General features: G+C 29.0%; 27 protein-coding genes and 1 pseudogene. 27 read left to right on the top strand and 1 reads right to left on the bottom strand.

Translation table 11 applies throughout. The annotated features are described in order from the left end of the window. Window positions 1–23: 23 nt before the first annotated feature. Window positions 24–1,508, bottom strand: coding sequence for a nicotinate phosphoribosyltransferase (locus OW730_RS20735; RefSeq protein ID WP_271225954.1), 1,485 nt, complete (start codon window positions 1,506–1,508; stop codon window positions 24–26). 117 nt (window positions 1,509–1,625) lie between these two features. Between OW730_RS20735 and OW730_RS20730 the strand changes: the two genes are divergently transcribed. From OW730_RS20730 to OW730_RS20600, 27 genes and pseudogenes are all read left to right on the top strand, one after another. After that, window positions 1,626–3,623: an ATP-dependent helicase gene (locus OW730_RS20730; RefSeq protein ID WP_271225953.1), complete on the top strand. Its 1,998-nt coding sequence runs from the start codon at window positions 1,626–1,628 to the stop codon at window positions 3,621–3,623. 323 nt (window positions 3,624–3,946) lie between these two features. Further along, complete coding sequence (locus OW730_RS20725; RefSeq protein ID WP_271225952.1) at window positions 3,947–4,300, top strand: hypothetical protein; 354 nt, start codon at window positions 3,947–3,949, stop codon at window positions 4,298–4,300. 88 nt (window positions 4,301–4,388) lie between these two features. Further along, entirely contained in the window at window positions 4,389–4,970 is a 582-nt protein-coding gene (locus OW730_RS20720) for an imm11 family protein (protein ID WP_271225951.1), read from the top strand. Between the two features lie 68 nt (window positions 4,971–5,038). Next, window positions 5,039–5,650, top strand: a complete 612-nt coding sequence (locus tag OW730_RS20715) for an SMI1/KNR4 family protein (protein WP_271225950.1) — start codon at window positions 5,039–5,041, stop codon at window positions 5,648–5,650. 394 nt (window positions 5,651–6,044) lie between these two features. Then, window positions 6,045–6,428: a 3'-5' exonuclease gene (locus tag OW730_RS20710; RefSeq protein ID WP_271225949.1), complete on the top strand. Its 384-nt coding sequence runs from the start codon at window positions 6,045–6,047 to the stop codon at window positions 6,426–6,428. Between the two features lie 132 nt (window positions 6,429–6,560). Next, window positions 6,561–6,839 (top strand): hypothetical protein, encoded by a 279-nt coding sequence (locus OW730_RS20705; RefSeq protein WP_271225948.1) that lies wholly within the window; start codon window positions 6,561–6,563, stop codon window positions 6,837–6,839. Window positions 6,840–6,991: 152 nt separating this feature from the next. Next, window positions 6,992–7,432: pseudogene (locus OW730_RS20700) on the top strand (SMI1/KNR4 family protein); the annotation flags it as partial. Window positions 7,433–8,059: 627 nt separating this feature from the next. Continuing rightward, entirely contained in the window at window positions 8,060–8,491 is a 432-nt protein-coding gene (locus OW730_RS20695; protein ID WP_271225947.1) for a hypothetical protein, read from the top strand. Between the two features lie 93 nt (window positions 8,492–8,584). Further along, window positions 8,585–9,118 carry a CPCC family cysteine-rich protein gene (locus tag OW730_RS20690; protein ID WP_271225946.1) on the top strand — a complete coding sequence of 178 codons (534 nt, stop codon included), beginning with the start codon at window positions 8,585–8,587 and terminating at the stop codon, window positions 9,116–9,118. Window positions 9,119–9,175: 57 nt separating this feature from the next. Then, on the top strand, window positions 9,176–9,481 hold the full coding sequence (locus OW730_RS20685; protein WP_271225945.1) for a hypothetical protein: 306 nt from the start codon (window positions 9,176–9,178) through the stop codon (window positions 9,479–9,481). Between the two features lie 52 nt (window positions 9,482–9,533). Next, a complete protein-coding gene (locus tag OW730_RS20680; RefSeq protein ID WP_271225944.1) occupies window positions 9,534–9,911 on the top strand; it encodes a hypothetical protein in 378 nt (125 codons plus the stop codon). 15 nt (window positions 9,912–9,926) lie between these two features. Beyond that, entirely contained in the window at window positions 9,927–10,064 is a 138-nt protein-coding gene (locus OW730_RS20675) for a hypothetical protein (RefSeq protein WP_271225943.1), read from the top strand. Then, window positions 10,048–10,260, top strand: a complete 213-nt coding sequence (locus OW730_RS20670; RefSeq protein ID WP_271225942.1) for a bacteriocin immunity protein — start codon at window positions 10,048–10,050, stop codon at window positions 10,258–10,260. Before OW730_RS20675 ends, OW730_RS20670 begins: the two co-directional genes overlap by 17 nt. A 154-nt stretch (window positions 10,261–10,414) precedes the next feature. Continuing rightward, the gene (locus tag OW730_RS20665; protein WP_271225941.1) at window positions 10,415–10,837 is read left to right on the top strand and encodes a hypothetical protein; all 423 of its coding nucleotides are present in this window, start codon (window positions 10,415–10,417) and stop codon (window positions 10,835–10,837) included. A 139-nt stretch (window positions 10,838–10,976) separates the two neighbouring features. Next, on the top strand, window positions 10,977–11,360 hold the full coding sequence (locus OW730_RS20660; protein WP_271225940.1) for a 3'-5' exonuclease: 384 nt from the start codon (window positions 10,977–10,979) through the stop codon (window positions 11,358–11,360). A 433-nt stretch (window positions 11,361–11,793) separates the two neighbouring features. Beyond that, window positions 11,794–12,126, top strand: coding sequence for a hypothetical protein (locus OW730_RS20655; protein ID WP_271225939.1), 333 nt, complete (start codon window positions 11,794–11,796; stop codon window positions 12,124–12,126). 156 nt (window positions 12,127–12,282) lie between these two features. Further along, window positions 12,283–12,630, top strand: a complete 348-nt coding sequence (locus OW730_RS20650) for a hypothetical protein (protein WP_271225938.1) — start codon at window positions 12,283–12,285, stop codon at window positions 12,628–12,630. 203 nt (window positions 12,631–12,833) lie between these two features. Next, the gene (locus OW730_RS20645) at window positions 12,834–13,217 is read left to right on the top strand and encodes a 3'-5' exonuclease (RefSeq protein ID WP_271225937.1); all 384 of its coding nucleotides are present in this window, start codon (window positions 12,834–12,836) and stop codon (window positions 13,215–13,217) included. Between the two features lie 441 nt (window positions 13,218–13,658). Next, window positions 13,659–13,943 carry a hypothetical protein gene (locus tag OW730_RS20640; protein ID WP_271225936.1) on the top strand — a complete coding sequence of 95 codons (285 nt, stop codon included), beginning with the start codon at window positions 13,659–13,661 and terminating at the stop codon, window positions 13,941–13,943. A 376-nt stretch (window positions 13,944–14,319) separates the two neighbouring features. Then, window positions 14,320–14,703, top strand: a complete 384-nt coding sequence (locus tag OW730_RS20635; protein WP_271225935.1) for a 3'-5' exonuclease — start codon at window positions 14,320–14,322, stop codon at window positions 14,701–14,703. Window positions 14,704–15,138: 435 nt separating this feature from the next. Next, window positions 15,139–15,441 (top strand): hypothetical protein, encoded by a 303-nt coding sequence (locus OW730_RS20630; protein WP_271225934.1) that lies wholly within the window; start codon window positions 15,139–15,141, stop codon window positions 15,439–15,441. Between the two features lie 50 nt (window positions 15,442–15,491). Then, window positions 15,492–16,172, top strand: a complete 681-nt coding sequence (locus OW730_RS20625; RefSeq protein WP_271225933.1) for an SMI1/KNR4 family protein — start codon at window positions 15,492–15,494, stop codon at window positions 16,170–16,172. 44 nt (window positions 16,173–16,216) lie between these two features. Next, window positions 16,217–16,435: a hypothetical protein gene (locus tag OW730_RS20620; protein WP_271225932.1), complete on the top strand. Its 219-nt coding sequence runs from the start codon at window positions 16,217–16,219 to the stop codon at window positions 16,433–16,435. Window positions 16,436–16,671: 236 nt separating this feature from the next. Beyond that, window positions 16,672–17,055 (top strand): 3'-5' exonuclease, encoded by a 384-nt coding sequence (locus OW730_RS20615; RefSeq protein ID WP_271225931.1) that lies wholly within the window; start codon window positions 16,672–16,674, stop codon window positions 17,053–17,055. Between the two features lie 412 nt (window positions 17,056–17,467). Continuing rightward, entirely contained in the window at window positions 17,468–18,097 is a 630-nt protein-coding gene (locus tag OW730_RS20610; protein ID WP_271225930.1) for an HD domain-containing protein, read from the top strand. 253 nt (window positions 18,098–18,350) lie between these two features. Continuing rightward, window positions 18,351–19,181 (top strand): site-specific integrase, encoded by an 831-nt coding sequence (locus tag OW730_RS20605; protein WP_271224758.1) that lies wholly within the window; start codon window positions 18,351–18,353, stop codon window positions 19,179–19,181. Then, window positions 19,181–20,383 (top strand): IS91 family transposase, encoded by a 1,203-nt coding sequence (locus tag OW730_RS20600; RefSeq protein WP_271224759.1) that lies wholly within the window; start codon window positions 19,181–19,183, stop codon window positions 20,381–20,383. Before OW730_RS20605 ends, OW730_RS20600 begins: the two co-directional genes overlap by 1 nt. The last annotated feature ends 128 nt before the right edge of the window (window positions 20,384–20,511 follow it).

The following is a 20,511-nucleotide window of genomic DNA, read 5'->3' as shown; positions in this document are numbered from 1 at the left end:
TCTGGATATTGAAAAGTCAATATCTATTTATTAAATTCAGAAGAATATTTCATAAGCAATTCTTGTTTTAAATTCCATAGATTTTGTGATAAATCTATATAATATGTGTGAGGGTTCTCAAATCTTTTCACTTCTGCCCAAAGATTATCAACTTCTTTTTTACAGAAATCCCTTATATCTTTAACTTCAGGTGATTCGTAAACTAATTCACCTTTATCAAAAATTTTCACCATAAGCTCTTTTGCATAATAATTATTAAGCGTTTTCTTTTTCCAAGTGTGAATAGGATTAAATAAAGTTAGAGGCTTAGTAAAATCAATTTCTTCTCCTCTTATAGTTAACAAATCAGCAATTGCCTTATTGCTATCTTTATCATATATTCTGTAAATATTTTTAAAAGCAGGGTTTGTAATTTTTTCAGGATTCTCAGAAATTTTGATTTTAGGAGTGATTTCTCCAGTCTTAGAATCCTCAACAGCAACAAGCTTGTATACTCCACCGAAAACAGGTTCTGATTTTGCAGTGATAAGTCTTTCACCAACTCCAAAAACATCAAGACAAGCGCCGTTATCAAGAATACTTCTTATAATATATTCATCTAATGAATTTGATGCGATTATTTTCACATCAGGGTAACCTGCCTCGTCAAGCATTTTTCTAACTTCCTTAGACAGGTATGTAATATCGCCACTATCTATTCTTACTCCATTTGGTCTCTTACCAAGTGGTTTTAATACTTCGTCAAAAATCTTGATTGCATTTGGAACACCAGATTTAAGTGTATTATATGTGTCAACAAGTAATGTACAGTTATCAGGGTATGCTTCAGTCCAAGCTTTAAAAGCATCATATTCTGATTCAAATAATTGAACCCAACTATGTGCCATGGTACCAACAGCAGGAATTCCAAACATTTGCTCTGCTATAGTACAAGCTGTTGAAGAACACCCTCCTATATAGGCAGCTCTTGCACCGTAAATAGCACCATCATATCCTTGAGCTCTTCTTGAACCAAATTCCATTACAGGACGATTCTTGGCTGCTCTAGAAATTCTACTAGCTTTTGTTGCAATTAAAGTTTGGTGATTTACTGTAAGTAAGATCATTGTTTCAACAAACTGAGCCTGAATTATTGGTCCTCTAACAGTAACTAATGGTTCTGATGGGAAAACAGGGTTACCCTCTGGAATTGCCCAAACATCACACTCAAACTTGAAATTTTTAAGATAATTTAAGAATTCCTCATCAAATAAGTTCTTTTCTCTTAAATATTCTATATCAGTTTCTGTGAAAGTTAAACTTGAAAGATATTCAGTTAATTGTTGAACACCAGCCATAACACAGTAGCCACCCTTGTCAGGGACTCTTCTGAAGAACATATCAAAATACGCAATTTTATCTTTAACATCGTTCTTTAAATATCCATTAGCCATCGTTAATTCATAAAAATCAACAAGCATTGTTAGGTTTCTATCATTTCTAACATTGAAATTTTTTATGTATTCCATGATTTTTCTCCTTTATATTAATCACATTATTGTCTATAATTAATAATAGTTTTCAGTTTATTTTATTTTAATACTAAACTGTCAGTATTACAAGGAAGAAAATAAGGAGATTAATGAATGTGGTTTAATTTAGATGAATTTCAGTCAGTTGCAGCGAAAACTGATAAGCAAAATGTTTTGGTTGTGGCAACCCCAGGTGCAGGTAAAACAACAACTCTTCTTTCAAGAATTGAATATCTCTTGAGAGAAAAGATGGTTAAAAGTAGAAATATTGTAGTAATGACCTTTACAAAAGCAGCTGCAATGAATATGAAAAAAAGATTTGCTAAGAACAATAAAGATATTGCACCACCTTTCTTTGGAACTTTCCATGGTTTATTTTATAAGATTTTAAAGAATCATGGGTATGAATTTAATATAATAGACAGTGGAAAAGCTTATGGGCTAATAAGAAGTGCTCTGATGGAGTATGTTCAGGATATATCTGATGATAAAGTTAAGGAAATGTTGAATGTTATTTCCATATATAAAAAAGAAGATTTTAATAAGACTATGTTGGATATTGAGTTTTCAATGGATATTTTTGATGAGTGCTACAATAAATATGAAGATTATAAGAAAAAGCATAATTTATTTGATTTTGATGATCTTCAGATTGAGGTGAAAAATCTTTTAGAAAAAGATGAAAGAATACTTAGAGGGTATCAAAATCTTTTTAAACATATATTAGTTGATGAATTTCAAGACTGTGATAGTGGTCAAGTGCATATATTAAAACTTCTAAATAAGGATAACTCAATATATGCCGTTGGAGATGAGGACCAATGTATCTATGGGTTTAGAGGGTCAAGACCAGATTTTATGGTGGACTTCCAAGATACCTTTAAAAATGGTGAAAAGATATACCTTAAAAATAATTACAGAAACCCTAAAAATCTAGTTCAGGTTTCAAATGAACTTATTAAAAATAATAGAATGAGAAATGAAAAAGAACTGAATCCAGTAAATATTGAAGATGGAGTTCTTGAGGTTAACACTCATAATGATGAGAGAAGAGAAATAAGTAAGATTACAGAGAGAGTTATAAAACTTCATGGAATCAATAAATATAATTGGGATGAGATTGCCATTTTAGCGAGAACTAATATGGAGATAACAAAAGTAATTGATTCTTTTATAAGACACAGGATTCCATTTAGGTTATTAGATAAACAATATAATTTTTATGAGCATTTTATTGCAAGAGATATACTTGCTTATTTGAGACTTAGTATTGATCCATATAATAAAGAAGAATTTATTAGAATAATAAACAAACCATTTAGATATGTAAGCAAGAGTATAGTTTTTAAGCTTAAAAATGAAAATCTTAATGGGAAGGATGCTTTTCAGTGGTTAATTGATTGTGAGGATCTTCATCCATTTCAAATTAAAAGCATTGAAGATTTAAAACGTGATGTGCTTATGTTAAATAAATTTTCATTATCATCAGCCATTGAAACTATAATCGGAACACTAGGCTACTATGATTATTTAAGAGATTATTGTGATAGATCCAATTTGCATATTGGTGATTTTGATGAAATTCTTGAAGAGTTCAAAGACCTTGCAAGTGAATACAACACAACTTTAGAATTCCTTGAGCATATTGAAGAATTTAAAACAGAAGTAAAGAAAAATGACCTTACAAAAGAGGGGATTATTCTAAGTACTATCCACGGTGTCAAAGGTATGGAATTTGAAAATGTAATCATCATAAACTGTAATGAAGAGATACTTCCTTATGTTAAAAGCATGCACGAGAATATAGAAGAGGAAAGAAGATTATTCTATGTAGGGATAACAAGAACCTCTCAAAACCTATGGTTAGACCATTGTAGATTCATGAGAAACAGAAGTATGGACCCTTCAAGATTCCTCTATGAGATGGGAGTATTGAGGGAGATGACCCCTGATGATTACAAGGTTGGAGAGAAGGTTAATCATATATCCTTTGGACTAGGTGAAATATCATATCTTGATAAGAAAGAGATTGAGATAGTTTTTCAGAATAATATTAAGAGGAAGTTTGATGTGATGGTTTTGCTTAGGAATGATATGATAAGTAAAATATAAAAGATAACGTAGAGTTGAGAACTGAGAGTTGAGAACTGTGGATATTTCTCTTCGAAAAATTTTAATTTATGTAAATGAAGATTATTATGAGTGAAGAGAATAAGAAATTAAATAATGTATGTTAAAATGGTAGTAACAGGTAATGGTGTTGCTGCCATTGTTTTTTAACTAACATAATACGTAAGGGATGAGTGTAACTAAAGTAATGATTTGGAATGAATTTTTATGTTAATTGAGAAAGCTTTCATAAATTACGTACTAGTAAAGTAGTATATATACCATGGTAGCAATGTTTAATAGTTTAGTACTAGAGGTGATTATTAATGGATAAAACAAAAAAGATGCCAATAAGCATAAGTTATGGAGAGTTTAACACTCATGCAAGTGAATTTTTAGTACCCCATCCATTAAATAAATGTAGCTTAATAGGTATTAGGAGTGGTAAAGAATATTTATATGGAGCAATATCATTTATTGGAGTAGAAATAACAACATCAGATATAATCGATAAAATGATAACTAATGGAATAAAGATAGAAAATGTTGATTTATGTAAAGATATATTAAATAAATATATTGATGAAATATATAAATACAAAATAAGTAATATTATTGAAATTGGACTAGATGAGAATCAAAATCTGATATTGAAAAAGGTTGCAAACAGACCACAATAATAATATTAAGTTACAAATTCAACTGAATAAAAGTTTAAATTTTCCATAATTCATAAAGAGTAAATTAAAAGTATTGGAGGGAATTTCGGTGAAATATTATAAAATCATAGATTCTGATGAATATATAAATCCAGATGATATAATTTGCTATACAGATGAGGAGTTTGAGAATAAATTTAAAATAAAACATTATGACTTAAATGAAGGAAGACTTTTACAAGATTATAGTGAAAAAATTATATTTTATTATGACAGACATAATGGTAACATACCAACAGATTATATATCAAATGATTTAGGATGGCTTATTATATCACTTAAATTTAAGAAAATACTAGAAAGTATTGGTGTTTATAATGTTCAATACATACCAATTGAAATAAGAGAAAAAACAACAAATGATATATTAATAGGTTATAATATTGTAAATATAATTGGCTTAGTTGATGGCTTGAACCTTAATGAATCAGTTTATAAAGTGTTAAAAGTGAGAAATAAGGAATATATATCAGTAACTAAGCCAGCATTAGATATCAATAAACTAAAAGGTTTACACCTAGCGAGAGTCAAGGATTGTGTATTTGTAACATTTGTATCTGAAGCTTTAATAAAAGAATTATTAAATAATAATATAACTGGGTGTGATTTTTTAGAAGTAAAAGTAGTTTGAAATTGATTTAAGTACTTATATGAATTTTATAGATTGTAGAAGGAATTTCTTTATAGGAGGTTTTGCTGATGAAGGATAAAAAAATTGAACAAATAAAAAATGCTTTAGATAATTTTAATTTTAAAAAAACTATAAATTCAATAGAAACACGTAGGATAGAAATTAGCAACATTGAGAGTAAATATAATGTTTATATACCTGATGATTTCAAAGAAGTTCTCTTGAATTATGAGGAACTATTTTTTGACAATGAAGTTAGATATACTCCAATAGAAAATTCACCTTGTACATCTGAAGATGGAAGACAAGCATTTGATGGATTCTTTGGTTTAAAGGGTAGTGACAATTTAGCCGAACAAATAGAATGTTATTTGGGACGTATGCCAAAAAGTTTAATACCAATAGGTGAGTGCAATGGTGGAAATCTAATATGCCTAGGTGTTGATAGAGATTGTTTAGGGAAAGTATATTTTTGGAATCATGAAAATGAAGTAGAAGCTAAAATAATGGGTGGTTACATTAACTATAAAAGTGAAGTGAATAATTATTGGGATAATTTGTATCTTGTAGCTGAAACATTATTAGATTTTATTAATGGTTTGCAAATTTCTACAACTGATCAGCATATAAATGTTGAAGATGTAGAAATATGGTTAGATGATGATTTGCTAAATGATTAAATAAAACGTACTACAATATTCTTATTAGACTAAGTGTATTAAAAATAAATAATGAAATGAGCAAATAAAGTATAAAGATTATAAGATTATTACAAATGAAGTAATGATAATTTTAGTACATAAATTAAAATTAAATCTAGATAATGAACTAAAAGTAACATTAGAATAAAATGTAATGAAACTGATTATACCCTCTAATTTTTAGCTACAGTTTTCTAAAAATAAATAAAGAATAATGACAAAGTTTATAGGGAAAGTATTTATTAGTGTATAAACTAAATTTATATAGTATAATCATTACACATGACTGGAACGAATTAACTAATAAATCTGGACAATGACTGCCTCACTAACCTACAGTAGTTTTATAAGAATTTTCCATGGTGTCAAAGGTATGGAATTTGAAAATGTAATCATAATAAATTGTAATGAAGAGATACTCCCTTATGTTAAGAGCATGCACGAAAACATAGAAGAGGAGAGAAGATTATTCTATGTAGGGATAACAAGAACCTCGCAAAATCTATGGCTAGACCACTGTAGATTCATGAGAAACAGAAGTATGGAACCTTCGAGATTCCTCTATGAGATGGGAGTGCTTAGGGAGATGACCCCTGATGATTATAAGGTTGGAGAGAAAGTAAATCATATATCTTTTGGACTTGGTGAAATATCATACCTTGATAAGGAAAGTATTGAAATAGTATTTCAGAATAATATTAAGAGGAAGTTTGATGTTATGGTTCTGTTGAGGAATGATATGATTTCAAAAATATAATTGAGAATGAGTAGTATAAGAAATTAAATAATTTATGATAAGATGGTAGTAACAGGTAATGGTGTTACTGCCATTGCTTTTAGTTAAGATATACCTAAGGAGACGAGTGAAGCTGTTTACGATGGAGTTAGGATGATTAATAAAAAATATGCTGGGAAAGTATTTGAATTGAGTGGAGACCTAGCTAAAAAATATCCTAATGGTGTAAACTTTTATAAGGCAGGCTTTCCAGATTTTAGTCCATATGCTAAAGCTAAAGTTGAGATAACAGGGTTAACAGGAAAGGCGTCTGATTTTACAAAAGCAAATAAAGCTCTTGGTTGGAAGTCAAAACCAAAAGGATATACATGGGATCAAGTAGAAGATGGTAAAACATTGTTATTAGTAGAAACTAGTTGCAGGCAGCTGTAAGACATACTGGAGGGGCATCATTATTGAAAAAAGCTTTAGTACCATAAAAAAGGAGGATAAAGAATAAATATGATTTTAATTAAATCGCATAATATAATTTTCAATGAACAAAAATTAAAGAACTTTGCATTAAATAAAAAACTCAATTACCAAAAGACTATATAGAGTTTTTAAAGAAGTATAATGGAGGTACACCAGAAGATAATATTTTCAGTGAAGGAGAAATAAACTTCTCTATTGACAGTTTTTTTGGTGTAGGAGTTGAATCATATAATGATATAACCATTGAAACATCTCAATTACCAGGAAGGATTCCAATTGATTCAATACCAATAGCAAGAGCAGAAGGTGGAGATATAATACTTCTTTCTTTGAATGAAGATAGGTTTGGTAAAGTATATTTATGGGAACATGAAAAGGAATTGGAATCTGATTTAAAACATTATAGTTCATTAGTTGAGGTTGCTACTACGTTTAATAATTTTATTGAGAGTATAAAAAAAATGGAGGAGTATGATATAGAACAAGAAGAGTATGAAGTTAAGAGTGTATGGATAGATCCAGATTTCCTAAGAGAACTTGAAGGAAAATAATAATTACTAACTTCATAAAAAATAAAGATTAGCTGCATAAAAATAAAAAAAAGATTTGGGAATTACAACTTAGTAAATCCATTATGTTTCAGTATTTTTAGAGATATAATACTCACTGCATAATCTAAATACTGTAGTAAGCAAATGAACCTAAAAACAAGATATGATAAAATGGTAGTAACAGGTAATGATGTTGCTACCATTAGTTTTTAGTTAGAGAGTTATTTTAAATTAATAAATAAATTGATTTTAAATTGGAGTGATAGATATGGAAATATTTAAAGAAGTGAAAAAAGTTAATAGTAAAGATGATTTCACAAGGTTCTTAGATTTGCTAATAAAAGATTATACAAATAATTCGGATGAATGGGAAAATATATGAATAATACTTATTAAGGAGAGGAATTAATGGAATTTATATTTAATGAGTATTGTCCTTAAAAAAAAGAAAATATAGGAGAGGCAGAGTGCATTGAAATTACTGCTGAATTAGATAGATTAAAAACAGAAGAGCATTTAATAATATTACGGAAATCACTCAGAATGTCGAATGAAGAGATGATTAAAGTATGCGAGAAGTGTCCTAATTACGAGAGTGAAGGTTAATTTTAATAGGAGGATAAAACTTTGCATTATGTAAGAGTTGAAAAAATAAAGGCTGATATATATGAACGATGGTATGAGCTATCAATAAAAGGTGATGATGAAAGTTCGATATGGGCATATTCAGTTGATACAGAAGAGTATGCAGGAGAGCATATTGAAACTGTGAGTGGTATGGTTGGTAAAGAGCTATATGCTGATTTTTCAGTTGAATGGGTAAATAATTATCAAATTGTTGGAGTATTAGATGTATTAGGAATTGAGCAAACAATACAAGAGTCATCTCATGTTGTTGTTGAAGGAATTGTGAAAAAGGTTATTGATGAATACACTATATTATGCAACGTAGGTAAGCTTGGAGTTATAAGGGTTGATTTTGAAGAAAAAATTAAAGAAATTCAAATTGATTCATGTATTATTTTCACAGGTAATTTAAGAGTTGAATTTCAAAAATAGATAAATATCATTATTGGTACTTAGGAACTAATATATTGAGTTTGAGCTATTTGATGAAAATATTAGTATTAAATAAATCTTGGAGGCAATATTATGGACAGAAAAGAAGCGATCTCAATTATTGTTAAAAGTGAATTGGTTGGGCTATCAAAAGAAATGAGAGAAGAACTGCTTCTTGGGTGGTGGGGGATTGATATGTCAGATGAGGAATTTTCACTTCTTCCAATGGAGATACAGAATGAGTTGTTACAATTTGATGAACCAACTGAAGATGTGATGCACTCCAAATACAATCCGTTAATTATAGAGGCTTTAAAATATACGTACTTAGGAATAAGGAATGAATATCTATCAGAGAAAGTGAGAGAACTAACAGAGCAGAATATAGAAGTTAAGGGAGAAGTTGAGGTTCTAAAATCTTGTCCTTGTTGTGGTTATCAAACAATAGCAGAACGAGGACAATATGAAATATGTTCAGTTTGTCATTGGGAAGATGATGGCATAGATGATTTGTTTAAATATAGCTCACCAAATCATATGTCGATTCAAGATTATAAGCGTTTGAAAATGAAAATAGATGAAGATATGAGTAAGAGATATGTTAATTCATCACTTGAAGATAAGTAAATTCGAATATGATTTTAAAAATAACAAATAGAATTGTTTATGGAGGATATTAAAAATATGATTTCTATGGTTAGTCATTTTTCAAAAATTATTGATTATCTTGAGAGATTTACTACTGATAAGAATGAGAGAATAGATATAGATGATGACATAAAAGAACAAAGAGAAAATTTAGAAGACTTGAAAGATATATTGAGTGAATTTCAAAAATCTTTGGATGAACTTGATAGCCATGAGTTAATTGAGAGTGAATCAACAGTAAAAAAATTATTATTAATTCATAAGTATATTACTGATTTAGAATGGCATATATCAGAAATGAGTGATTTAAATACAAAGGTAATTAAAACTTTTTATCAGTAAGTAAATCAGTATTAGAAAGATATTAGTAGTAATTTCTATATGGAGGTTTATTATGGAAAAAAATTCGTTAGATATATTAGGACAATCATTAATGAAGTATGTAAGGGATGAAACTATTTTGACTTGGGATAAAATGATAGAAGGTGATATGAAGGGAGTTACAGCACAAAAAGTAGAAGAAAGATTATCTAATTTTAGTGAAGAGGATTTAGAAAGTGTAAAATGGATTATTTCTAAAATTGTAGACCAAGGACTTCATAATTTATTGGCAATGTTTGAAGAATGTGAAGAATTATTTCTAGGGGTTAAAGTAGATAGTGGAGAAATTGAAGATATTAAAGAAGAAAGTGATGGGTTATCAGGTGAATTGTATACTGAAGATGGATGGATTACGAAATTCAGTAAGCAAAGATATGATGAAGAAGTTTAAAGAGGTATAAAGAAAATGTGGGATATTAGAAAGCAAATACTTCACGCATCAAAAGCTTTAAATATAGAAGTAGAGCCTAAACTTAATAAATTAAAGAAAAAATATTATCATTTCGGATATCAGAGGAGGTTTCAAAATGGAGAAATTAAATAAGGAACAGCTAATTAAATTAGTTAAGAAAATAATAAATGTAGAAGGAAAAGAAGATGAAATAGATGAAATGATAAATTTGCTAGAAAACAATGTACCCCATCCAGAAGTAAGTGGCTTGATATTCTGGAATGAAGAGAATTATACACCAGAACAAATTGTTGAGATAGCATTGAGTTACAAACCAATTCAGCTATGATAATTGTCAAATTTTAATTTGTAGAGACAAGTAGTATTCTTAAGTGCAAATTTAAAAACAGGTGGTATAAATTTCAAGATAATCAATAAAGTACTTTAATTCCTTTGAAAAGTAGTAAGTCGTAACTGGTCAAGTATAATAAGGGGGAAATAATATGGATGCTGAAAGGAAGATTATAAAATTATTAATTAATGAAGTAAACATCATAAATGAAGAGTTAATTTTGTATGAGGAAGCACCTGATGATGAAGAGATGGTTCTATTAGAGATAACCGTAGATGGTCATAAAATAAGTTTTATTAGTGATGATTTCTTTACTGCACTAACAGCACTGAGAAGAGAACTAAAAAAGAAGAATATAAAAATTATATGTAATGGAGCAGTAAAAAATGTTTATCCATCTGCAATGCAATCATCGATGAGCTACGGAAGAAAGGCATATAAATTATTTTTGGGTAAGCAAGCTAAATTAGCAGATGTAGTCGATATTTTTGAGTATGAGGAAGGGTTGGAGATTACTGATGTAGATGAACAATCAAAGTTTTTTGACGACTGGATAAATAGTTTAAAGGGCTAATATTTATTAGTGTATAAACCAAATATATGTAGTATAATATTTACAATAGAGTATGGAACGAATTAACTACTAAAACTGGACAATGTCTACTTCTCATAGCTATGGGATTTCAATGAATATTAACTACGGTGTCAAAGGTATGGAATTTGAAAATGTAATCATCATAAACTGTAATGAAGAAATACTTCCATATGTTAAGAGTATGCATGAGAATATTGAAGAGGAAAGAAGATTATTCTATGTTGGAATAACAAGAACATCTCAAAATCTATGGTTAGACCATTGTAGATTTATGAGAAACAGAAGTATGGAACCTTCAAGATTCCTTTATGAGATGGGAGTACTGAGGGAGATGACCCCTGATGATTATAAGGTTGGAGAGAAGGTAAATCATATATCCTTTGGGCTTGGAGAAATATCATACCTTGATAAGGAAAGTATTGAGATAGTATTTCAGAATAATATTAAGAGGAAGTTTGATGTGATGGTTCTGTTGAGGAATGATATGATTCAGAAGGTATAAAAGAAATTGAGAATGGATAATGGAGAATGGAGAATGATGGACATTTCTCTTCGAGAAATTTTAATCTTATAAAAGAAAAGTGATGCAAGAGTGAACTAAAGCTGCAACAGTACAAAATACGTACACTGCGCTGTTCGTTCGCCTTGTTCCTTGACCTTGAACATTTTAAAACTTCTGAACACTCTATAGTAATATAAGAAAATCATATTGAAGAGTGTAAGAAATTAAATAATATATGATAATATGGTAGTAACAGGTAATGGTGTTGCTACCATTTTTTTTAGTTAAGTTCATCTAACGGGCATAATACTTATAAGTATGTTGAATGATTTAGGTGACTTATTTATTCAAACTAAGTAGGTAAGAATTTTCTTTTAAATAAATAAGAAAGTTAGTAGAAATATATTTTTAAAATTCTGGAGGTATTATTTAAATGAAGCATAATTATTCATTAGAGAAGGAAATTACAAATGGAATTGTTCAGTATATAGAAGATATAAAGATTGATTTAAACACTATTCAAGTTTTCTTTCTAGAAATGAAGACTGGTAAGAAAACAAAACTTGAAGTAGTTGGATTTAATAATTTTTCAATTAATCTTGATTTTCCTGAAGACATAGTTAAAGACAGTGAAGAATTTATCCTACAATCCTTAATTGGATTCAGTTATGATGAGAGTAGTGTAGGATATATTTATTGTTTAAAGACAGATCACTATGAAGTAATGTTTGAAAGCAAAAATTTTCCACAAATAACTAGGTTATAAAAATCTATTTTTCTATATTTTATAGGGTATACAGTTTTTGATGAAAGAAATTAAGATGGCTGAATACATAGGGGGAAAGGATAATACAAATTAACTTAGGGAGTATTATATTTAAGAACAATTTTGAATTCTTGATAAATAGAGGAGTTGTTATATATGAGTACTTATAAAATCATTAGAGAAGTTCAGAGTGGTAATAATTCTGACCTCGAATTAGAAGAATACTTGATGATGAACAATGTATTTGTGTTGAGTAATGTAATGAAAGAAATAGTTAAACGTAAAATCATAACACCTAACATTGAATCAAGGCTCAAAGAGGTTAGTGATTATCGTAATAAAGAGCATGTATTAATAGGTTTCTATACGATAGGTCACTTATCTATTGCAACACTTGTTAAACTTGGTTTTAACAAAAATGAAATTGATGCTTACATAAGTCTTGATGATTTTGACAAGAAGATAGTCAATGACTTAGTTCAAGCATATCAGGAAGTTTTATAATGTCGTTATTTAATACTCACTTTATTACCAATAAAATAAAGATAATGACAAAACAATTGAAGAAATATTAATTAGTGTATAAACCAAATCTTTAATGTATAATAACTACACAATGTATGGAACGAATTAACTAATAAATATAGATAATGGCTACCTTTCTTATCTATAGCAGTTTTATAAGAATTTTTCGAGGTGTCAAAGGTATGGAATTTGAAAACGTAATCATTATAAACTGTAATGAAGAGATACTTCCATATGTAAAGAGTATGCACGAGAACATAGAAGAGGAAAGAAGATTATTCTATGTAGGAATAACAAGAACTTCTCAAAATCTATGGCTAGACCACTGTAGATTCATGAGAAATAGAAGTATGGAACCTTCAAGATTTCTTTATGAGATGGGAGTGCTGAGGGAGATGACCCCTGATGATTATAAGGTAGGAGAGAAGGTAAATCATATATCTTTTGGGCTTGGAGAAATATCATACCTTGATAAGGAAAGTATTGAGATAGTATTTCAGAATAATATTAAGAGGAAGTTTGATGTGATGGTGTTGTTGAGGAATGATATGATTACTAAAATATAAAACATAGTGGACAGTGGACAGCGGACGGTTGACAACGATGGAGATTTCTCTTCGAGAAATTTTAATTTATGTAGATGAAGATGAGTGTGAATTAAGAAAAATTATTGAATTAAAACTAAAAATTATAAGAGCATTCAAATAGGAGGCTCTTTATTTTGATTATAAACGAGTTAGAATTTAAGTTAAGAGTAATTTTTAGTTATTAGAAGATTGTTAGAAAACATATTGTAAACAATTTTTAGATATGTGGGTTATTTTACAGTTTTTTTATATAGGCTATTTATATATTGAATAATAGTACTTGTGTGACAGGATATTTATGGTAAAATAGTACAAGTAACTGTGGCACAAAAAATTTGTATCGTGAAGCAAAGTATAGATAGATAAAGTTTTAAAGGGTAAAAAAGTAATAATCAAAAATCAATTATAGGAGGGCTATCAATGAAAGAGTATATACCTTTTCTGATAGGAATGAGTATATCAGGTTTAATATTTATGAACATTTCAATAAAGTTTAGTTGGAGTCAACGCTTATGGGCTATTTTAAATAAAAAAATTAATCCAAGCTATAATGCTACTACATATCTTTTAACAGTGGTTATTTTACAATCAATTATACAAGTAATGTGTGATGGCATAGGAATGACATCTGTAATAAGCAAAACTGTTTTAGGATTTACTATGGGATTTAGTTTTGCATTTATTCCATACCTAGATAAAAAGTAATCTTATTGGATTAGTTTTAAGATAAAACACAATAAAAGAGTAGTATGTTTTAATACCAGTTTCAATATAATTTGTTATTCTATTGAACATATGCTAAGAGTCAAAAGTGAGAAGGCAGAAGAAAAATATATAAGCAAGAAAGAATAATGATAGTGTTTAAGAAATTGATGAAACAACATATAAAGCAATAAATGATATTTATATCAAAACAAGTCTATTAATTTAATGGGCTTGTATTTATTTGTTGGTGATTAAACCAAACTATATAGTATAATAATTACAACAATGTATGGAACAAATTAACTAATAAATCTGGACAATGACTACCTCTCACGCCTACAATAGTTTTATAAGAATTTTTCTGGGTGTCAAAGGGATGGAATTTGAAAATGTAATAATCATAAACTGTAATGAAGAGATACTTCCATATGTTAAGAGTATGCACGAAAACATAGAAGAGGAAAGAAGATTATTCTATGTTGGAATAACAAGAACATCTCAAAACTTATGGCTTGACCATTGCAGATTCATGAGAAACAGAAGTATGGAACCCTCAAGATTTCTTTATGAGATGGGAGTACTTAGGGAGATGACACCTGATGATTACAAGGTTGGAGAGAAGGTTAATCATATATCCTTTGGACTAGGTGAAATATCATATCTTGATAAGAAAGAGATTGAGATAGTTTTTCAGAATAATATTAAGAGGAAGTTTGACGTTATGGTTCTTTTGAGGAATGATATGATTACTAAAAAATAAAACAAATGTAGAATTGATAATGGAGAATGGAGAATGATGGACATTTCTCTTCGAGAAATTTTAATTATTGTAAAGGAAAAGTGATGATGGGGGTGAAGGTTGCTGCTCATGTACCAAATACGTACACTGCGCTGCTCGTTCGCCTTGTTCCTTGACCTTGAACATTTTAAAACTTCTGAAATTCTAAAGTTATAGAAATAATAAGAAATTAAATAATTTATGATAAAATGGTAGTAACAGGTAATGTGTTGCTACCATTTATTTTTAGCTAAGTTTACTTATGGGGGATAGGGGTAAGTTGTTCCATCATCTTGGGGTTTACGACACAGGTAGCTATTGTATGAAGGTTATTATTATTATTATTATTATTATTATTATTATTATTATTATTATTATTATTATTATTATTAGGATAAGTAGAGAAGCGAGGTAATAATGGATAAAAAGCAGATAAGAAGTGTATTAGAAAAGAGAAAAGCTGTACATGTTGAAGACCCATGTGTATATAAATATTGGGATGAATTGACTAGATTATTAAGTATGGATGCTAAGAAAACAATTAAGTTCTTGAATGAATGTTCAGAGGATGATATAGGCTGGATAAGTGAGGTTTTTGAAGATGTTGCATATAAGCTTCAAAGTAATCAATTTATTGAATGCTTAGATTTCTTATATACTAAATACCCTAATATCCCAATGGAGGACAGTATAAAGACTGCAAAAAGTTATATGTTATAAATAACTAACGTACTAAAAAATAAAATTAGAGAATGGAAGGAGCTAATGGTATGCGAAATAAGCTTGAATTCTTAAGAAAATATGATAAAAAAATTCAACTTGTAAATAATGATGAAATAAATGATAAAATGATACCAAGTGAGTGGTATAAAATTTTTATAGAAGAAGATTCTCAGAATAGAATAAGAAAGGTTTTAAGCATATGGGAAAAGTATTTTGCTGTTGAGTTAAGTAATACAATAGCCTATTTAACTGAAAATTTAGTAGAAGTTGACTTGGTAAAAAGTATGGGGAAATACTCAATTTTATACAGTATAAAAACATTAAATGGAGGTATATCTTTTTATCAAGGTGGAAATCCAGAAGAGCAATTTAATAATCCTAAATTGGAAAAAGTATGGAGTGATTTTCCAAATTCAATTCGAAGATTCTATGAAAAAATTCATAATGGATTTTATTATTATGCAAGTGAGTCAATGGGGCTAGTGCCTATAGAATCTGTTACATTTTTTGATGATTATGAATGGGGGATTATAGAAGATTTAGGGGAACCAATTCAAATTGATTTGAAAACAACATTTGGTTTTTTTTTAAGTGGTGCGGGAGGATATGTTGCTATTGATTACAACAATAATATTGCTACTGTATGGTTTTCAAATGATAAACCAGAATATAATGTTGATTTTTGGAGTGTAGTAGATGAATGGATAGTTTTTGGACTTGAAGATTAAATTCACTTTACTTTAATAATGTATTTCAATAACTAGGAGGGAAAATGGAAAAACTGAATAAAGAACAAATAATAGAACTGATTCAGAAATTAAAAAATGCTGAAGGAGCAGATGATGAACAAAATGAATGGGTTTGTCAAATAGAATATAGTGTTCCATTTTATCAAGACATAGTAAGATTATTATTTTGGAGCAATAAAGTATTAACAGCAAAAGAAATATATGAAGAAGCTGAAAAAAATCATAACCCAATTATCCTATAATTTAAGAAGAAAATTTTTATTTTTATGTGTTTGATGCTGAATAGAGTGCTGAATCCTAACAGTTTAAAGAACAACAGTAACAAAGAAAAGAGATAGATATTTACTAGTGATTAAACCAAATCTATATAGTATAATAATCACAACAATGAATGGAACGAATTAACTAATAAATCTGGACAATGACTACCTCTCACGCCTACAGGAGTTTTATAAGAATTTTTCGAGGTGTCAAAGGTATGGAATTTGAAAATGTAATAATTATAAACTGTAATGAAGAGATAATCCCATATGTTAAGAGTATGCATGAAAACATAGAAGAGGAAAGAAGATTATTTTATGTTGGAATTACAAGAACCTCTCAGAATTTATGGCTAGACCACTGCAGGTTCATGAGAAACAGAAGTATGGAACCTTCAAGATTTCTTTATGAGATGGGAAGCCTAAGGGAGATGACCCCTTATGATTATAGTGTAGGAGAGACGGGTAAGCATATATCTTTTGGACTAGGTGAAATATCATATCTTGATAAGAAAGAGATTGAGATAGTTTTTCAGAATAATGTTAAGAGGAAGTTTGATGTTATGGTTCTGTTGAGGAATGATATGATTCAGAAGGTATAAAAGAAATTGAGAATGGATAATGGAGAATGATGGACATTTCTCTTCGAGAAATTTTAATTATTGTAAAGGAAAAGTGATGATGGGGGTGAAGGTTGCTGCTCATGTACCAAATACGTACACTGCGCTGCTCCTTCGCCTTGTTCCTTGACCTTGAACATTTTAAAACTACTGAAATTCTAAAGGTATTGAGTGAATTAAGAAAAATTATAGAATTAAAAACTAAATATAATAATAAGAGCATTCAAATAGGATGCTCTTTATTTTGATTATAAACAAGGTTAAAATTCATTTTAACAGCGTTGTCTTTATTTTGTAATAACTTTGAAGGATATTTATGGTAAAATTGTATAAGTAATTTAAGTATGAAGTCTTTTATTACGAATTGATTTGATATGACTGGGGGATGAGTAAAATGAAAAACCATATTACAAAAGGGGTTCCAACTTTAGAAGAAGCAATGCTAATATTGGAAAATGCAGAAAAAATAAATCCTGGACCATGGATTGGTCACTGTAAATATGTTGCAGAAAGTGCAAAATTGATAGCAGATAATTGTATGGATTTAGATTCAGAAGTAGCATATATTTTAGGGCTTCTTCATGATATTGGTAATACCACAAGTGGGGAAACCATAATAGGTCATATTATGGAAGGATATCATTTTTCTATGGAAAGGGGATACCATCTTTTAGCAAAAATTTGTGTAACTCACTCTTGTCCAAGCAAAAACATTTCAGATATTTTTGATGCTGAAGAAAGCAATACAGGTGAGGAATATAAATTTATTGAAGATTTCATAAATACTAATGAATATGATGATTATGATAAATTAATACAACTATGTGACGCATTAGGATTACAAAATGGTTTTACACTGATAGAAAAAAGGCTTATAGATGTAGCATTACGTCATGGGGTAAATGATTATATCATTCCCAAATGGAAAGCTTTTATGGAGCTAAAAGATTATTTTGATAAAAAAATAGGAAGATCTATATATAGCATATTGCCAGGAGTTATAGAGAATACTTTTGAATTATAAAGGTGAATTTATAATAAGTAAGATGCCAATTTTGATTCAAAATGTTTTACTTTATATATAAAACGAAAAAAAATTTTGATTCACAATAAAAGAGTTGAACTAAACCGCTGATAAACAGCGGTGGCAGACGAGAGCTATCGCTAAAGTTTTGCATAAAAATAAAGTGGTACTTGTATAAAATACCACTTTAATATATCTAACACTTCATCTATCATTAAACTAACGACAGTACTAAAGATAAAGGAGTGTTAAGATGTCAGAATATTTGTTAAAATTGAATATGGACTTAGAACTTAAAGGTTACAGCCCATTAACTTGTAAGTATTATGTTGGAAATGTAAAACGATTCTCAGATTTTTATGATAAATCACCAGAATTACTTGGTGATGAACAAATTCGAGAATACTTACATTATTGTATCACAAAGCGTAAGCTAAGTGAAGGAACAGTAAATGGCATTTATAGTGCACTGAAATTTTTCTATGAGACTACTCTCGAAAGAGATTGGAGAGTAAAGAAAGTGTTTAGGACTAAGAAGGCGAAAAAGATTCCTGTAGTTTTAGCTAAACAAGAAGTTAAAGAAATATTTGATTCTGTAGATAATTTAAAACATAAAGCAATACTCATGACTGTATATGCCGCAGGCTTAAGAGTGAGTGAGGTTGTTAAGCTAAGGATAGATGATATAGATAGTAAAAATATGCAACTGCTTATACGAAAAGGTAAAGGTAAAAAAGATAGATATGCTATGCTTTCTAAGACTAATCTAGAAATTTTAAGAGTTTATTGGAAGAGATATCAACCACAGCATTTTCTGTTTGAAGGGAAAGAACCAAATTCACACATAGCAGTTCGAACTGTTCAAAGAATATTTGAGAACGCCAAAAATAAAAGTGGCATAACAAAAAAAGCTTCAGTTCATACATTAAGGCATAGTTTTGCTACTCATTTATTAGAAGCTGGAACAGATATATGTTATATTCAGAAACTTTTAGGGCATACTCGTATTTCTTCCACTACTATATATCTTCATATTAGAAGAATGGACTTGCTTAATATAGAAAGTCCTTTGGATACTTTGTAATGATAGGATTATCAAGGTTTGAAGTACAAGATATATTTAGGGAGTATGGAGTGGAATATAGAAGAAATCATAAATTACCACTATATCAATGTAAAGCTATGAGCGCTATTGAAAACTGTCGTACATCAGCTCTTGGTGGGCATATTGATGAATGTAATTCTTGTGGTCATATAAGAATTTCTTATAATTCCTGTAGAAATAGACATTGTCCTAAATGTCAAAGTCTTGCTAAAGAAAAATGGCTTGAAGAAAGAAAAAAAGATCTTCTACCTGTAGGATATTTTCATATAGTTTTTACAATTCCATCAGAATTAAATGCGATAGCATTAGTGAATTCTAAAAAAGTATACTCATTATTTTTCAAAGCTGTATCAGAAACACTACTGGAGCTCGCGAAAGATACTAAATATTTAGGAGCTGAGATTGGTTTCACAACAATACTTCACACTTGGGGGCAGAATTTAATGTACCACCCACATATTCATTGTATAGTTCCAAGTGGGGGATTATCGTTAGATAATACTAGATGGATTAATTCAAAGAAAGATTTTTTTATCCCTATTAAGGTTCTTTCAAGAAAATTTAGAGGAAAATTTCTTGCTTATTTTAAGCAAGCTTATTATAACAATGAATTCAAGCTAGTTAATACTATTGAAGAATTAAGTCAAAAGCATATATTCCTATGTTGGATAAATGAATTATATTCGAAAGAATGGGTGATTTATTCAAAAGCACCATTTAAGAGTGCAGAGTTTGTTTTAGAATATCTTGGGCGTTATACCCATAGAGTTGCAATATCAAATAACAGAATTGTTAATGTTCAAAATGGATTAGTTACTTTTAAATGGCGTGATTATAAAGATAATAATAAACAAAAATTCATGACTTTAAAGGTTGATGAATTTATAAGACGATTTTTAATGCATATATTGCCATATAATTTTGTTAAGATAAGGCATTACGGTATTATCAGTAATAGAAACAGAAATACAAAACTTAAGAAATGTAAAATACTTTTAGGGGTTTATTCCGAAAGGAATATCGATTTTCTGAAAAAACTAAGTGTACAAGAACTATTAATGAAATTAACTGGAGTTGATTTATCAAAGTGTCCATGTTGTAAAAAAGGTGAAATGAATCATAAAGAAAAACTTGAGCCTAAAATTTGCTCACCACCTTTGAATAAAAAACAAAAAAATTAAGCTGTATTAAGCAAGGGAAGAATATGTAGTGTTATATTTCATATATTTGGCTTTGTATGATATCTAAGGGCTATCGCCCATATATTTGATTAAAATTTCAAGTATAGCTGATCTTTTGAGAAGGATAA

It is taken from the genome of Oceanirhabdus sp. W0125-5 (assembly GCF_027938815.1).
Classification (GTDB): domain Bacteria; phylum Bacillota; class Clostridia; order Clostridiales; family Clostridiaceae; genus Oceanirhabdus.
Note: the sequence above shows the minus strand (reverse complement) of the source record. Positions and strands in the feature narration are given on the sequence as shown.